Below are 14,478 nucleotides of genomic sequence, written 5' to 3'. Positions count from 1 at the left end.
CGCGATAATATGGTTTGCCATTAGCATCGCGCAGAATACCTTCATCCAGCAGCGGAGCGATAAATCCACGCTGAGCGTCGTCAAAATCCTGACGATCGCTAAACGGTAATGATTTGGCGTAATTCTGATTAACCTGTTGGGTATATTGAGTGGCGGCTTTCGCTTCCTCTTTCGCGTTAGCGGTATTTACCATCATGCCGCTGGCGGCAGTTAACGCAATAACAATTCTGCTCAAACGGAATAACCGAGAGTTATTCATATAAATCTCCATTTATCATTTGTGTCGTAAATATGTAATCCATGCAAAATACGTCATTTAAAGCTGGGGTTATCATAATTGGGAATTTGCGACTTTAATAAGTGGAAGTGTGAGCGGAACGCGCCATTTTATTAGGCATTTGTGCTGAAGAGGGAAAAGCACGGCATATTTATTACTATCATCAATAATGTGACCTGACTTATATTTTTATTATTTATATTACTTTCCGCTTTCACTTCGACAAGAAGTACGCACAATGATTAATTAGATGAATGATGCGGAGTGTAACCATGAAACCCGTCGTGCTGGTGGTGGATGATGACACGGCTATCTGCGCACTGTTGCAGGACGTGTTAAGTGAACATGTCTTTACGGTTTCAGTCAGCCATACCGGACAGGAGGCCATATCGCGTATTGAGGGCGAGCCTGACATTGCGCTGGTGGTGCTGGATATGATGCTGCCCGATACCAACGGCCTGAGGGTATTGCAGCAAATCCAGAAACTGCGTCCGGCATTGCCTGTGGTGATGTTGACCGGAATGGGGAGTGAGTCTGATGTGGTGGTCGGGCTGGAAATGGGCGCGGATGATTACATCTGCAAGCCGTTCACCCCACGGGTGGTGGTCGCACGACTGAAAGCGTGTTGCGACGGGTTGGCGCGCTGGCGGTTAATGAGGAGAAAAACGCCGGGCTGTCATTCAATGGCTGGTATCTCGATACCATTCGCTGCCAACTGCATAGTCCGCTACAACAACATGTCGAGCTGACTCAGGGCGAATATGGCTTGTTACTGGCCCTGGCTCAAAATGCCCGTCGGGTATTAAGCCGCGAACAGCTGCTGGCGTTCACTCATAGCGACAGCGTGGAGGTGTTTGATCGCACCATCGACGTATTAATCATGCGCTTACGACGCAAAATCGAACTCAACCCGCATCAGCCGATGTTGATTAAAACTCTGCGCGGTCTGGGGTATGTCTTCGCTGCCGACGTGCATTAATCCGACATTTCTGTTTGCAGCTCTTCCAGCGTTTTCGCCCCGTCGATGGCATTGGCGCATAACAGGCTTGCTCGCGCGCAGGCGTGTGCCAGTTTGATGCTCTCGGTAAGCGTCCAGCGTTCATGGCAGCCATATAAAAATCCGGCACAAAATACATCGCCCGCACCGACGCTGCCGATAATTTCCCGTTGTTCTAACTTTTGCGAAGGGATCCACACGCCGCACTGTTCCGGGGTCTCTCCCCACGCCCCTTCCGGGCAGTGGATCACCACACGCTGGCGCACGCCCGCATCTAACAGTTCACGCGCGGCGGCAGCAATATGCGCGATATGCGGTTCGCCGTTGGGTAACCGAATTTCCAGCCCGCTAAACTCCCCGGCCTCCAGTTCGTTAATTACCAGGTAATCCAGATGGCGCAACGCGGGCAACACCAGCGGCTGATAACGCGGATCGCCCTTGCGGGAGACCAGGTCGAGTGAGGTTTCAAAGCCAGTATCACGCATTTGCGCCAGCAGGCGTGCGCTACGGGTGCCGTAAACATCGTCCGGCATATCCAGGCTGTCGAGCAACAGTAAATAGCCGAGATGGAAAATCTTCATGGTGTTATCGAGCTGATCGAACGCCGGAAGATCCAAAAGTCTGTTTGCACCTGGCGAATGGAAAAACGTCCGCTGCCCGCTTGGATCAGTCATTACCTGCGACATTGACGTCGGGGCAAAGGTAGTGCGCTGCACATGCTGACGATTGACGTGATATTGCTCAAGCATCGCCATAATGTAATCGCCGTCGCTGTCCTGACCGATTAGCCCGACCGCCTGTAACAGCAACCCGGTGCGCATTTTCGCCAGTGTCAGCAGGACGTTAAGCGGCGCGCCGCCGGTGGAGCGTTCGCTGTGGGTAATCTCCGCCAGCCAGCCGCGCTCTGGCCACTGGATAATCTGGTGGACGTGGTCAACCAGCATATTGCCTGCGGCGATAATCCCTTTACGTTCCATCATGCCTGCCCCGCACTGCCGAAAATACGCATCTGTTGTGCAACCGTATCGCTGATGGCGGCTTCCACTGCTAGTAGTAACTCGGCAAACTCGTCATACATCGGCTGACGGTGCGCCATTCGGGCCTCAACGGCAGCCAGCGCCGCTTGTGACATGCCGGTGTAGAAATTGATTTTGTGGATACCCAGTTCGATGGCGCGGCGGAAATCGGCATCTCTAATCCCTGAACCGCCGTGTAATACCAGCGGGATAGCCGCCTGCTGGCGGATAGCGTCGAGGCGCGGGAAATCGAGTTTCGGTTCGCCGCGATATTTGCCGTGCGCATTGCCAATCGCCACGGCCAGCGCGTCAATGCCGGTACGGTCGACAAAATCACGCGCCAGCTGCGGATCGGTAAACAGAGATTCATCGGCATGACCGTAAAGCGCACCGCCTTCGTCACCACCCACCGCGCCCAGTTCAGCTTCTACCGATACGCCAACGGCATGGCACATTTTCACCACTTCCCGCGTCTGGCGGATATTCTCTTCATACCCCAGCGTGGAGCCATCAAACATTACCGAGCTGAATCCCAGCCGCAACGCTTGCGCCACCGATTCAAAATGCAGCCCGTGATCGAGATTTAATACCACCGGAATCGCTTGACGCGCCGCTTCAAATTTCACTGTCTCGACCAGGGAATCCAGCGAGATATATTTAAAATGTACTTCGGCAATGTTGATAATAAAGGGCGAACGTTCTTGTCTGGCAGCAGCAAACAAGGCGCGTAAAAAGTGTGAGTCCAGCACATTAAACGCACCTAACGCATAGTGATGTTCGCGGGCATGTGCCAGCCCTTCAGCGAGAGAAATCAACGGCATAACGTTATCCTTATTCAGAGGAACTGGCGGTATTCGTTACACAACACCAGCTGGGCCGGTTCGTCTTCGTCAATCAGGTTGTAGCGGTCCAGCGGTTGTAAAAAGTGGTTATCGTGGTCGTCGTCATTGACAGAAGAGACTTCGCCAACCAGAACATCGCCAAAACCGGTTTCCGCCCAAAAGCTGTGATACAGGCCGGGCGGCAGGCAGATACTTTCGCCGGGGGACAGGCGTAACTGACTGCCTGCGACATGAGTCTGGCGGCAGCCGTCGATCACCACCGTAACGTCGGTATCAACTGTTTGCTCGTTGCTATCGGCATTCCACAGTTCAACAATCAAATTGCCGCCGCCGCGATTGATGATGTCCTCACGCTTACGCCAGTGAAAATGCATTGGCGTGACCTGCGCATCGCGCACATGCATGATCTTCTCGGCGTAACATTTCACATACGGCATTCCTTTTGCTGAGCCGTTACGCAGGGTAAACAGCGTCAGCCTCTGTGCTGCAAAGTTGTTACCACCAAAAGCGGTAACATCCCAGCCGAGTTTGAGATCAAAAACCACCTCCCACGCGGCGGTGTCGAGCTGCTGCCATTGAGCAGGAGAGAAACTGGCAAAGGGCGGCAGATGTACGTCATGTTGCGAAAAGAATTGCCGTGTATGGCCGAGAATGTTGTTTATAGCGGAGCGTTTCATCGAAAGCGTTCTCCTTAGCGGTGGCCGGGCAGCATCGCCGCCCGGCGTGTGGACTTATTTCACCGTCCAGCCTTTGTAATTGCCGACGTTGTTTTTATCGATCATCGTCACCGGGATCAGCACCGGCTCTTTCGGCGCAGGTTTGCCCTGCAAAATGTCATAACTGATCTCAACCGCTTTCGCTGCCATCACCTGTGGATCTTGCGCCGGAGTAGCGACAAACAACGAGTTCTCACGCTTGAGCGCCTCTTCGGCGTCCGGGCTTCCATCCACGCCGACAATAAAGAACTCGTTACGTTGCGCCTGTTTTGCTGCCAGATCGGCACCGATCGCTGTCGGATCGTTAATCGCAAATACGCCGTCGATCTTCGGATTTGCCGCCAGCAGCCCGGTCATCACCTCCAGCCCGCCCTCACGACTGCCTTTGGCGTTCTTGTTGTCAGAGAGCACCTTGATGTCAGGATGGCGTTTAAATTCGGTCTGGCAGCCTTCGACGCGGTTTTGCACGGCGGACACCGGCGGTCCGTTGATGATCACCACGTTGCCTTTGCCTTTCAGGCGATCGGTGATGTATTTACAGGCCATTTCGCCTGCTTGGGTGTTATCGGAAGTGATGGTGGCATCGGCACCTTCTGCCGCCACGTCAACCGCCACCACCACGATCCCGGCGTCTTTTGCCCGTTTCACCGCCGGGCCGATCCCTTTTGAATCGGCAGCGTTAAGGATGATCATATCGACGTTAGCGGCGATAAAGTTGTCTATCTGCGAGACCTGCTGACCCAGATCGTAGCCGCTGGAAACCAGCGTCACTTTGACGTTATCGCCCGCCAGTTTGCGTGCTTCCAGCTCCGCGCCTTTGGTGATCTGTACGAAGAACGGGTTCGCCAGGTCACCTACCGTTACGCCTATCGATTTCAGATCTTTCGCCTGGGCGAACGGTGCTGCGGCCAGCAGCGCGCCTGCACAGAGCGCGGTCACTAAGGGCTTCAATCTCATGCTGTATTCCTCATGTGTAGGGTATTGTTGTTATGCACTTTGATGATGTCGGGTACGGTATTTGTCGATAAGCACCGCAATGATGATCACCGCCCCTTTGATCACCAGCTGCCAGAAGTAAGAGACGCCCATTAAGGTCATGCCATTGTTGAGCGTGGCGATAATTAGCGCCCCCACCAGCGTGCCGGTGATGGTGCCGATGCCGCCGACAAAACTGGTGCCGCCGAGGATCACCGCCGCAATGGCATCCAGTTCGTAACCCATACCTAAGTTGCCGTTGGCGCTGTACAGCCGCGAGGTGCTCATAATCCCGCCAAGCCCTGAAAGCAGGCCGCTCATGCCATAAACAAACAGCAGCACCAGCCAGACCTTAATGCCGGTAAGACGCGCCGCCTGCATATTGCCACCGACGGCGTAGATATGAACGCCAAGCGTGGTGCGACGCAGAATAAACCAGCACAGCACGATCACCGCCAGCGCAATCACCACCAGCCACGGGACCGGCCCGAGATAGTTATTGCCTATCCACTCGAAATTAATGTTGGAGTTGATAACCGTGGTGCCATCAGCCAGCAGATACGCCGCCCCGCGCAGCGCCGTATAGGTGCCAAGCGTGACGATAAACGGCGGCAATCCGGCAAAGGCCACCAGCGCGCCGTTGAACAGCCCCAGCAGCAGGCCGAGCATCAGCGCCGCCGGGATAGACAACATGGCGAACTCCGGGCTAAGGGAGACAACCATTGCCGCCACCGCCGTGGTGCCGAGGATTGAACCTACAGAAAGATCGATCCCACCGGTCAAAATGATGAAGGTCATCCCCGCCGCCAGCACAATGTTGATCGACGCCTGGCGGGTAATATTTAGCAGGTTGCTTTCGGTAAAAAAGTTTGGCGCGATAAAGCCAAATACCGCTACGATCAGGATCAAAATGGGCAAAATGCCGACCGTTTGCATCAGATCGCTCATCAGCATTTTTTTGGCAGAGGTTTTTGCAGAGGTCGTCATGAGGTCACCGCCTGGGAATGGGCGTCGTTGACGCCAGTCGCTAAGGTCATAATGTTTTCCTGGGTGATGTTTTTGCCATTTAGCTCACCGGCAATGCTGCCTTCGCGCATCACATGGACGCGATCGCTCATTCCCACTATCTCCGGCAGTTCGCTGGAGATCATCAGGATCGCCACGCCCTTGCGCGCCATCTCGTTCATGATCCGGTAGATCTCACTTTTTGCGCCAACGTCCACGCCGCGGGTGGGTTCATCGAGCAGTAAAATGCGCGGGCCAATCGCCACCCAGCGGGAGATCAACAGTTTTTGCTGATTGCCGCCGGAAAGCCCGCCCGCGCGTACCTGGGCATGAGGCACGCGAATGTTGAGCAACTTAATGGCGTCATCGGAAATGGTTTGCGCTTTTTTGCGATTGAGCATTCCCCAGCTGGCATCGCGCTCCAGGGTTGCCATAGTGATGTTTTCGACTGCCGCCATTTCAAGGAATAAGCCTTGTTCTTTGCGGTTTTCGGTGAGAAAACCAATGCCAAGATCGATGGCTTCGCGCGGGGAGTGGATCACCACCGGTTCGCCATCGACTTCAATCATTCCGCCTGTCGCTTTCCGCACGCCGAAAATTAACTGCGCCAGTTCGGAACGTCCGGCTCCCACCAGCCCGGCGAGGCCAACAATTTCGCCGGAAAGCACCTGCAGGCAGCTCGGCTGGACTTTGCCGCCGTCGGTCAGGTGGTGAACATTCAGGCGGGCTTTACCGAGCGGGATATCGCGCTCTTTATTGAACAGATCGCTCAGTGGCCTGCCGACCATCATCCGCACCAGCTCCCCGGCATTGAGGTTATCGCGGGTCAGGCTGCCAACGTATTGCCCGTCGCGCAGCACGCTGACGCGATCGGAAAGCTCATACACTTCCGCCATACGGTGGCTGATGTAGATAATCGCCATCCCTTCATCGCGCAGCCGCATAATCAGTTCAAAAAGACGGTGAGTTTCACGGGAGGAGAGGGCAGCGGTGGGTTCGTCCATCACCAGAATGCGGCTGTTGCGATGTAGCGCGCGGGCGATTTCGACCTGCTGTTGTTCGGCAATGGTCAGCGTCATGACCTTATCGCTGGCGTTAAACTGCGCGCCGAGGCGGTCGATCACTCTTTGCGCCTGCACCAGCATCTCTTTTCGCTGCACCAGCCCGCCGTGGGAAAGCTCGCTGCCGAGGAAAATATTTTCTGCCACCGTCAAATTGGGTGCCAGCTGCATCTCCTGATAAATCAGCGTAATACCGGCGCTTAAGGCATCTTTTGGCGTGCGAATGTGAAAGGGCTTGCCGTCTATCAGGATCTCGCCGCTGGTGGCGGTATACGCCCCCGCCAGCACCTTCATCAGCGTGCTTTTTCCCGCGCCGTTTTCCCCCATCAGGGCATGGATCTCGCCAGGGTAGACCGTCAAATCCACCCCTTTGAGCGCATAAAATTTGCCGAAGGCTTTGGCAATATTGCGCATCTCAAGAACCGGCGTGCTGTTCATGGTGGACTCCTGCGAGGTTGTCGATATCAGCACTCCATCACAGGAAAGTAAATGCAAAATGTCAGAAGCCGTTCATATTTGTCATATTGCGATTTTTCTTCACGGAGCGTGATATGGCGCACCCCGGACGTCACTTTTTTGCCAGCGCGCGCGGGCGATTGCTGCTTTTGAATTTGCTGGTGGTGGCGGTGACGTTGATGGTCAGCGGCGTGGCGGTAATGGGCTTTCGTCATGCCAGCCAGATGCAAGAGCTGGTGAAGCAGCAAACTGTAGATGATATGACCGGCAGCCTGAATCTGGCGCGCGACACGGCAAACGTGGCAACGGCGGCAGTGCGATTGTCGCAGGTGGTGGGAGCACTGGAATATAAAGGCGAAGCCGAGCGGTTGCAGGAGACACAGCGGGCATTAAAAAGCTCGCTTGCACAACTGGCGAACGCGCCTTTAGCGCAGCAGGAAGCCGGGCTGGTGACGCGCATCATCACGCGTAGCAACGAACTGCAAACCAGCGTCGGCGGAATGCTGGAACGCGGGCAAAGGCGGCATCTGGAGCGTAACGCGCTGTTAAGTTCGCTGTATCAAAACTTAAGTTATCTGCGGCATCTGCAAAAAGTCACTCACGCGCAAGATAATATTTTGCTTAAAGAGATGAACCGACTGATTGTTGCCGCCATTGCCACCCCCGCGCCGCAGGCGATTATTCATCAACTGGTCGGAGTGATGTCTGCCTTGCCAACTCACAGCGATACGCCATTGGTTAATACGCTACTCGCTGATTTTAATCGTGAACTGCGTAAACTCGCGCCACTTTCGGCGGCTCTGGAGCAAAGCGATCTGGCAATCAGCTGGTATATGTTTCACATCAAAGCGCTGGTGGCGATCCTTAATGGCGACATCAACCGTTACGCCGAACAGGTGGCGACGCTCTCTGGTCAGCGGGTGGAGCAAAGTTACCAGGATTTGCGCTCCGGCGAGAGGCTGATCATGATTTTCGCCCTGTTAGCGGTGGTGATCACCGCGTTTGCAGGTTGGTATATCTATCGCAATCTCGGCTCTAACCTGACGGCGATTTCCCGCGCGATGAGCCGCCTGGCGCACGGCGAAGCGGACGTCACTTTTCCGGCGTTACAGCGGCGCGATGAGTTGGGTGAACTGGCGCGCGCCTTTAACGTTTTTGCCCGCAATACCGCATCACTTGAACGAACGTCACGGCTGTTGAAAGAGAAAACCACGCAGATGGAGATTGCCCAAACCGAGCGGCAGGGGCTGGAAGAGGCGCTATTGCACAGCCAGAAGTTAAAAGCGGTCAGGCAACTGACGGGCGGGCTGGCCCATGATTTTAATAATCTGCTGGCGGTAATTATTGGTAGCCTGGAACTGGTGAACACGAACTCACCCGACGCGCCGCGAATACAGCGGGCGCAGCAAGCCGCCGAACGTGGCGCGCTACTGACCCAGCGATTGTTGGCATTTTCCCGCAAGCAGTCCTTACATCCGCAAGCCGTTGAACTAAAAACACTGCTGGAAGAGTTAAGCGAATTAATGCGCCACTCCTTACCGGCGACGCTGACGATTGAGATTGAAGCGCAGTCTCCGGCGTGGTCCGCGTGGATTGACGTCAGCCAACTGGAAAACGCCATCATCAACCTGGTGATGAACGCCCGCGACGCGATGGAAGGGCAGACGGGAATTATCAAAATTCGTACCTGGAATCAGCGTGTTACCCGCAGCAGTGGGCAGCGTCAGGACATGGTGGCACTGGAGGTCATCGATCATGGCAGCGGTATGTCGCAGGCGGTGAAAAGCCAGGTGTTCGAGCCGTTCTTTACCACCAAACAGACGGGGAGCGGCAGCGGGCTGGGCTTGTCGATGGTCTATGGTTTCGTGCGCCAGTCCGGCGGGCGCGTGGAAATTGAAAGCGCGCCGGGGCAGGGGACAACGGTCAGATTACAGCTTCCCCGCGCGCTGACGGCGGCGAAAAACCTATCGCCAGCGGCGGTAGAACAGACAGCTGTTAATGGCGATAAACTGGTGTTAGTGCTGGAAGATGAAGCCGCGGTGCGCCAGACCATCTGCGAGCAGTTGCACCTGCTGGGCTATTTGACACTGGAAGCGAGCAGCGGCGAACAGGCGCTGGACCTGCTGGCGGCATGAGCGGCGCAGAAGTGGTCAATGCGGCCCGCAAACTTTACCCGCACCTGACGCTGCTACTCATCAGCGGTCAGGATTTACGCCCCAGCCATAACCCCGCGCTGCCGGACGTGGCGCTGCTGCGCAAACCCTTTACCCGCGCGCAGCTGGCGCAGGTGCTGGGGCAAATTGAGGGATGATTTTCAGAATTTATCAAGAGGCTCGAAGCAAACGTGCTGCTATTGTGAGCAATTCTGTTCTGAATTGAAGTGATTTACATATGATCGTGATGCCAACCACCTATAGCCCTATGACGGTTGCTCGTTCTTTTCGCGTGGTGGAAGAGATCGAGCTTTCTGGACGTCTGTTACAGGTAATTTATGACAACCAGACGCCAAGAGCGGCCATCATTGAAGCGGACATTGAAGTTTTTGCAGGCGTGCCGCGTCATCGGGTACTTGCCGCTCTCGATCTGCAGCGTAAAAAAGAGTTCGGCAGCGATATCATTGCCGTTGAACGCTGGTGGGAAGACTCGGATCTGGTACAGGTGGAAGGTATTTGTGTCTCTCCAGGTGAGCGCGATAAGGGTCTGGCAACTCGGCTGTATGAAGCGCTAATCCTGCAATGCGGTATCACGCTAATCAGCGATTTTGATCAATATGATGGCGGGAAGATGCTCTGGCAGAAGATCGCGCGCGAGTCCGATCAGATTTCCGTGTTTGTATTAGACACTGAACAAGGGGCATTTTGGCCCTACGATGGCACGAAAGTGATCTACGATGGCTGCTGCATTCCGGAAGAGCGTATCTGGAGTATTTCACCGGATCAAAAATGTCATGGCATTGTATTGGTGGCGGAAAATAAACAGCGAGCTAACCAGCTAATGGAAGAGTCTGCGCCTTACCGAATTTGAGATTACTCCGCTACTCCGGTCATTCACACTCAACTAACGTTAAGCCAGTCCATCGCAGAGACTGGCTTATGAAACCTTACTCCACGCTTTTTCTTTTCACCCTGCTCACGCTGTCCACCGTTCCGGCCCAGGCCGATATTATCGACGATACTATTGGTAATATTCAGCAGGCGATTAATGACGCTTATAACTCTGACCGTGGGCGAGACTATGAAGATTCGCGCGACGACGGCTGGCAGCGTGAAGTGAGCGACGATCGGCGCAGACAATATGACGACCGCCGCTGCCAGTTTGAAGATCGCCGCAGGCAGCTGGACGATCGCCAGCGCCAGCTTGATCAGGAGCGTCGGCAGCTAGAAGATGAAGAGCGGAGAATGGAAGATGAGTATGGGCGATGAGGTTGGGTATGGAGCAGGCATCGCCCCTCACCCCAATGGGGAGAGGGAGAAAACCAGCGCAATATTCAATATCGAGCACAATCACTCCCCTCGCCCCTCTGGGGAGAGGGTTAGGGTGAGGGGACCAGCGCGCACATTCCCTCTCATCACGCCACCCCAATCTCCATCCCATCAAACCCCGCCTCAAACCCCGACGGCAGTGCGTTTTCTATCAGCCACGCATCAAACTGGTGGCTGATATGGGTCAGAATCACCCGTGGCGAGCGGATAACCTGATTCAGCGCAAGCACGGTATTTAAATCACAGTGATTACGCGGCGCATCCGCGCGCGGCGGGTGGCTGCAATCAATCACCATTACCTGTGGCTGATTATTGCGTAAAAATTTCAGCGTTTTTTCCGGCAGGCCAGCGGTGTCAGATAGCCACGCCACCCGGCTATGTGCCGTTTCCAGCAGATAACCGAAGGTCAGTTTTGAGTGGTTAAGCGGCAGCGGCGTGACCTGCAACCCCTGCAAATCAAACACCACAAACGGTTCCACTGTGTGGCTGAAATCAAGCAGGCCCGGATGTTTAAACAGATCGTCGCAACCCTGGTCATCCGGCGGGCCGTAGATCGGGATCGGATCGCCCACGCCCCAGCGCAGCGGAAACAGCCCCTGGGCGTGATCCATATGATAATGCGTCAGCAAAAACTGCTGGAACGATCCGGGCGACCAGCGATCGGCGAGATCGTGCAGCCCGGCGTCGATCAGGGTGATTGCGTCGTTAAACTTCACTACGCCGCTGCATGGCTGGCGGCGATACTGCGGTGAGCGCTGCGCTCGGTCGCAGGCCGCGCACTCGCAGCCCCATGCCGGAACGCCCTGTGCGCCGCCAGTGCCGGTGAGCGTGAGGGTCAGGCTCATGTTACAGCACCTTGGTGAAGCGGAAGTGACTCTGCTCGTAGCCTTCTCGCAGATAGAAACGGTGCGCGTCGTGGCGTTTCACGTTGGTCGAAAGCGCGGTCATTTCGGCCCCGGCCTGGCGGGCTTCTTCTTCTGCCCATGCCAGTAATTTACTGCCGACGTTCAGACCGCGCGCCTGCGGCATCACCACCAGTTCCTGAATTTCGCCGATCCAGTTGACATGATGCAGATGAAACTGCAAATGCAGGCCGATCATGCTGACAACTTCGCCATCCAGCAGCGCCAGATGGTAGCGCATGTTTGGGTCGCGCAGGTTGGCGTTAAAGCCCACGCGAAACGCATGGTGGTCAAACTCCGCCTGTTTTAGCTCACAAATCAGCGCGTAAACTGCGTCGGTGTCGTACTGCGTAGCCGGGCGAAGCTCACAAGCAGGCATGGTGTTTCTCCTTCTGATGAATCAGCGTCAGCAGCTTGTCGACCGACTGGCGCAGGCTGCCGTCATTATTGAGCGTAAGACAATCCTGAGGAGTATAGCGGGCAGCGCGTGCTAGTCGGGCGTTAATTTCACTGGCATTTTCACGACCACGGTTTTCGAGGCGCTGGCGCAGGATCTCCGGCGAAACCAGTAAGCAAATGGGCAGCAGCGCCGATTGATAGCGCGCCAGCGCCTGCGGCAGATGGGCGCGTGAGCCGTTGACCAGCACGTCGAATCCGGCGTGCAGCCAGAGATCAATCTCAACGCCGACGCCATAATACAGACTGTTAGCGTGCCAGCTTAAGGCCAACAGATTTTGCCCCGCGCGGGTAAAAAACTCCTGCTCGCTCAGGGCGATATGGTTTTCACTTCCGGCGCTGGCGTCGCGCGTAATGTAGCGATGCGCCACCAGTAACTGAGTTTGTTCCCGCAGGCGGATTTCCGCCAGCAGGCTGTCTTTCCCGGAGCCGGACGGCCCCATTAACCAAATCAGTTTTCCCATCATCAGAACACCCTTTTACCCTGACGCCAGACGTGGTCGATATGAATATGATTGTCCTTGCGATGTGCCAGCACCAGGTCCGCGCGTTTGCCCTCGCCAATCACCCCGCGATCCTGAAGATTAAGCGCCTGCGCCGGATTTTGGGTCACTAACTTCACCGCCTGCGGCAGCGTAAAGCGGTTGCTCTGGTCATCGGCGACGCGAAATGCCGCATCCAGCAGGCTGGTGGGGTAGTAGTCGGAAGAGAGGATATCCAGCAGGCCAAGCTGCGCCAGTTCACTGGCCGCCACGTTGCCGGAGTGCGAACCGCTGCGCACGATATTCGGCGCGCCCATCAGTACGTTCATGCCATGCTTGCGCGAGGCTTCCGCCGCTTCAAACGTGGTGGGAAATTCGGCGATCACGCTGCCAAGCAGGTGGGATTCGGCAACGTGGGCGTGGGTGGCGTCATCATGGCTAGCGAGCGCAATTTGTCGCGCGCGGCACAGGGCGGCGATGGATTCGCGATTCGGCTGCGACCAGCGTGCGGCAAGCGCCAGTTGCTCTTCTTCGTACTGCTGCATCTGCGCATCGGTGAGCGAGTATTTGCCCTGATAATATTCGCGATACTTCTCGCGGTTGGCGAACTGGCGCTGGCCCGGCGAGTGGTCCATCAGCGACACCAGCGTCACCGGCTCGCGCTGCACCAGTTTTTCAAACAGCGGCAGCGTGGTGTGATGCGGCAGTTCGCAGCGCAGGAGCAGACGGTGCTCGGCGCGGTTGACGCCGCGTTTCTGCGTCTCTTCGATGGCGTTGATCATCTTCTCCAGATTCTCCAACCGATCGCCGCCGTCGCGCACATCACCAATCGCCACGGCGTCCAGTACGGTGGTGATGCCGCTTGCCACCATCAGCGCGTCGTGGCTGCTCATCGCCGAATGGGCGGGCCAGTCGACTTTCGGGCGCGGGGTGAAGAATTTATCCAGATTATCGGTATGCAGCTCAATCAGCCCCGGCAGCAGCCAGCCGCCTTCGCCGTCCATCGCCTCCGGCAGGCGGCTCTGGCTTTCGGCAAAGGCGCGGATTTCGCCGTCCTGCACCTCCAGTGAACCGTGTACCACTTCGTTTTCCAGCACCAATTTGACGTTATTGATAATCATGAAGAGGCTTCCATTGGGTGCAGGCGGTCGGCAACGTCATTACGTACGGCTTCGTCATGGAAGATGCCGACAATGGCTGCGCCACGAGCTTTGGCTTCGCGGATCAGTTCCACCACCGCGGCGCTGTTTTTGGCGTCCAGCGAGGCGGTAGGTTCGTCGAGCAGCAGAATCGGGTAGTCGACGATAAAGCCGCGGGCGATGTTGACGCGCTGCTGTTCGCCGCCGGAGAAGGTTGATGGCGCCAGGTGCCACAGGCGTTCCGGCACGTTCAGGCGGGTGAGCAGACGCGCGGCTTTAGCGGCGCAGGCTTCACGCGGTACGCCGGTATCGAGCAGCGGCTGCATCACCACTTCCAGTGCTGAAATACGCGGGATGACGCGCAGAAACTGGCTCACCCAGCCGACGGTGGTTTTGCGGATCTCCACCACTTTGCGCGCTGGCGCGGTGACCAGGTCTACCCACTCGTCACCGTGTTTGATCTGGATTTGCCCTTCATCGGGCAGATAGTTGGCGTACAGCGAGCGCAGCAGGGTTGATTTGCCGCTGCCGGAGTGGCCGTGGAGCACCACGCATTCGCCCGCGTTGACGGTGAGCGAGGCGCGGTTGAGGACGGGCAGGCGCACGCCGTTTTGCTGGTGCAGGATGAAGGTTTTACTGACGTTTTGTACGTTAATCATTTTTCGCCTCGTG

General features: G+C 56.1%; 14 protein-coding genes and 2 pseudogenes. 4 read left to right on the top strand and 12 right to left on the bottom strand.

The genetic code is table 11. The features are described from left to right. The coding region (locus ACUU1I_RS07015; RefSeq protein WP_449144821.1) for a hypothetical protein at window positions 1–259 on the bottom strand (259 nt) is incomplete at its 3' end. A 290-nt stretch (window positions 260–549) separates the two neighbouring features. On the opposite strand from ACUU1I_RS07015, the pseudogene ACUU1I_RS07010 reads away from it, so the two are divergent. Next, a pseudogene (locus tag ACUU1I_RS07010) lies at window positions 550–1,256 on the top strand (response regulator transcription factor). On the opposite strand, the gene ACUU1I_RS07005 reads toward ACUU1I_RS07010, so the two are convergent. Genes ACUU1I_RS07005 through ACUU1I_RS06980 form a run of 6 tightly spaced genes read right to left on the bottom strand, consistent with a single transcriptional unit; the run spans window position 1,253 to window position 7,327 of the window. Next, window positions 1,253–2,254, bottom strand: a complete 1,002-nt coding sequence (locus ACUU1I_RS07005; protein ID WP_005065718.1) for a carbohydrate kinase family protein — start codon at window positions 2,252–2,254, stop codon at window positions 1,253–1,255. The pseudogene ACUU1I_RS07010 and the gene ACUU1I_RS07005 sit on opposite strands and share 4 nt — an antisense overlap. After that, window positions 2,251–3,111, bottom strand: a complete 861-nt coding sequence (locus tag ACUU1I_RS07000) for a ketose 1,6-bisphosphate aldolase (RefSeq protein WP_001128436.1) — start codon at window positions 3,109–3,111, stop codon at window positions 2,251–2,253. Before ACUU1I_RS07000 ends, ACUU1I_RS07005 begins: the two co-directional genes overlap by 4 nt. 14 nt (window positions 3,112–3,125) lie before the next feature. Next, entirely contained in the window at window positions 3,126–3,809 is a 684-nt protein-coding gene (locus ACUU1I_RS06995; RefSeq protein WP_000830346.1) for a D-lyxose/D-mannose isomerase, read from the bottom strand. Between the two features lie 54 nt (window positions 3,810–3,863). Then, window positions 3,864–4,805, bottom strand: coding sequence for an ABC transporter substrate-binding protein (locus tag ACUU1I_RS06990; RefSeq protein ID WP_001237472.1), 942 nt, complete (start codon window positions 4,803–4,805; stop codon window positions 3,864–3,866). A gap of 30 nt (window positions 4,806–4,835) precedes the next feature. Beyond that, window positions 4,836–5,810, bottom strand: a complete 975-nt coding sequence (locus ACUU1I_RS06985; RefSeq protein ID WP_000213466.1) for an ABC transporter permease subunit — start codon at window positions 5,808–5,810, stop codon at window positions 4,836–4,838. Next, on the bottom strand, window positions 5,807–7,327 hold the full coding sequence (locus ACUU1I_RS06980; RefSeq protein ID WP_001089400.1) for a sugar ABC transporter ATP-binding protein: 1,521 nt from the start codon (window positions 7,325–7,327) through the stop codon (window positions 5,807–5,809). The genes ACUU1I_RS06985 and ACUU1I_RS06980 overlap by 4 nt, the downstream gene beginning before the upstream one ends. A gap of 113 nt (window positions 7,328–7,440) precedes the next feature. On the opposite strand from ACUU1I_RS06980, the pseudogene ACUU1I_RS06975 reads away from it, so the two are divergent. The 3 genes and pseudogenes from ACUU1I_RS06975 to yjdP all read left to right on the top strand — a co-directional run bounded on the left by ACUU1I_RS06975 (window position 7,441) and on the right by yjdP (window position 10,767). After that, window positions 7,441–9,656: pseudogene (locus ACUU1I_RS06975) on the top strand (ATP-binding protein). Between the two features lie 80 nt (window positions 9,657–9,736). Further along, entirely contained in the window at window positions 9,737–10,369 is a 633-nt protein-coding gene (locus ACUU1I_RS06970; RefSeq protein ID WP_000636706.1) for an N-acetyltransferase, read from the top strand. Window positions 10,370–10,437: 68 nt separating this feature from the next. After that, window positions 10,438–10,767: a DDRRRQL repeat protein YjdP gene (gene yjdP / locus ACUU1I_RS06965; RefSeq protein ID WP_000806197.1), complete on the top strand. Its 330-nt coding sequence runs from the start codon at window positions 10,438–10,440 to the stop codon at window positions 10,765–10,767. Between the two features lie 146 nt (window positions 10,768–10,913). On the opposite strand, the gene phnP is transcribed toward yjdP, so the two are convergent. Genes phnP through phnL form a run of 5 tightly spaced genes read right to left on the bottom strand, consistent with a single transcriptional unit; the run spans window position 10,914 to window position 14,465 of the window. Next, window positions 10,914–11,672 (bottom strand): phosphonate metabolism protein PhnP, encoded by a 759-nt coding sequence (gene phnP / locus ACUU1I_RS06960; RefSeq protein ID WP_000059937.1) that lies wholly within the window; start codon window positions 11,670–11,672, stop codon window positions 10,914–10,916. Between the two features lies 1 nt (window position 11,673). After that, complete coding sequence (gene phnO, locus ACUU1I_RS06955; RefSeq protein WP_001110501.1) at window positions 11,674–12,108, bottom strand: aminoalkylphosphonate N-acetyltransferase; 435 nt, start codon at window positions 12,106–12,108, stop codon at window positions 11,674–11,676. Beyond that, window positions 12,095–12,652 (bottom strand): ribose 1,5-bisphosphokinase, encoded by a 558-nt coding sequence (phnN, locus tag ACUU1I_RS06950; RefSeq protein ID WP_000971875.1) that lies wholly within the window; start codon window positions 12,650–12,652, stop codon window positions 12,095–12,097. Before phnN ends, phnO begins: the two co-directional genes overlap by 14 nt. Then, on the bottom strand, window positions 12,652–13,788 hold the full coding sequence (gene phnM / locus ACUU1I_RS06945; RefSeq protein ID WP_000586298.1) for an alpha-D-ribose 1-methylphosphonate 5-triphosphate diphosphatase: 1,137 nt from the start codon (window positions 13,786–13,788) through the stop codon (window positions 12,652–12,654). The genes phnN and phnM overlap by 1 nt, the downstream gene beginning before the upstream one ends. Continuing rightward, window positions 13,785–14,465, bottom strand: a complete 681-nt coding sequence (phnL, locus tag ACUU1I_RS06940) for a phosphonate C-P lyase system protein PhnL (protein ID WP_000611402.1) — start codon at window positions 14,463–14,465, stop codon at window positions 13,785–13,787. Before phnL ends, phnM begins: the two co-directional genes overlap by 4 nt. Window positions 14,466–14,478 lie beyond the last annotated feature (13 nt).

It is taken from the genome of Shigella sp. SIG3 (genome assembly GCF_053555855.1).
Note: the sequence above shows the minus strand (reverse complement) of the source record. Positions and strands in the feature narration are given on the sequence as shown.

Excerpts from the sequence above, each read along its gene's own strand:
- ACUU1I_RS07005 (WP_005065718.1), bottom strand. The coding sequence starts at position 2,254 with ATGATGGAACGTAAAGGGATTATCGCCGCAGGCAATATGCTGGTTGAC.
- ACUU1I_RS07000 (WP_001128436.1), bottom strand. The coding sequence starts at position 3,111 with ATGCCGTTGATTTCTCTCGCTGAAGGGCTGGCACATGCCCGCGAACAT.
- ACUU1I_RS06995 (WP_000830346.1), bottom strand. The coding sequence starts at position 3,809 with ATGAAACGCTCCGCTATAAACAACATTCTCGGCCATACACGGCAATTC.
- ACUU1I_RS06990 (WP_001237472.1), bottom strand. The coding sequence starts at position 4,805 with ATGAGATTGAAGCCCTTAGTGACCGCGCTCTGTGCAGGCGCGCTGCTG.
- ACUU1I_RS06985 (WP_000213466.1), bottom strand. The coding sequence starts at position 5,810 with ATGACGACCTCTGCAAAAACCTCTGCCAAAAAAATGCTGATGAGCGAT.
- ACUU1I_RS06980 (WP_001089400.1), bottom strand. The coding sequence starts at position 7,327 with ATGAACAGCACGCCGGTTCTTGAGATGCGCAATATTGCCAAAGCCTTC.
- ACUU1I_RS06970 (WP_000636706.1), top strand. The coding sequence starts at position 9,737 with ATGATCGTGATGCCAACCACCTATAGCCCTATGACGGTTGCTCGTTCT.
- yjdP (WP_000806197.1), top strand. The coding sequence starts at position 10,438 with ATGAAACCTTACTCCACGCTTTTTCTTTTCACCCTGCTCACGCTGTCC.
- phnP (WP_000059937.1), bottom strand. The coding sequence starts at position 11,672 with ATGAGCCTGACCCTCACGCTCACCGGCACTGGCGGCGCACAGGGCGTT.
- phnO (WP_001110501.1), bottom strand. The coding sequence starts at position 12,108 with ATGCCTGCTTGTGAGCTTCGCCCGGCTACGCAGTACGACACCGACGCA.
- phnN (WP_000971875.1), bottom strand. The coding sequence starts at position 12,652 with ATGATGGGAAAACTGATTTGGTTAATGGGGCCGTCCGGCTCCGGGAAA.
- phnM (WP_000586298.1), bottom strand. The coding sequence starts at position 13,788 with ATGATTATCAATAACGTCAAATTGGTGCTGGAAAACGAAGTGGTACAC.
- phnL (WP_000611402.1), bottom strand. The coding sequence starts at position 14,465 with ATGATTAACGTACAAAACGTCAGTAAAACCTTCATCCTGCACCAGCAA.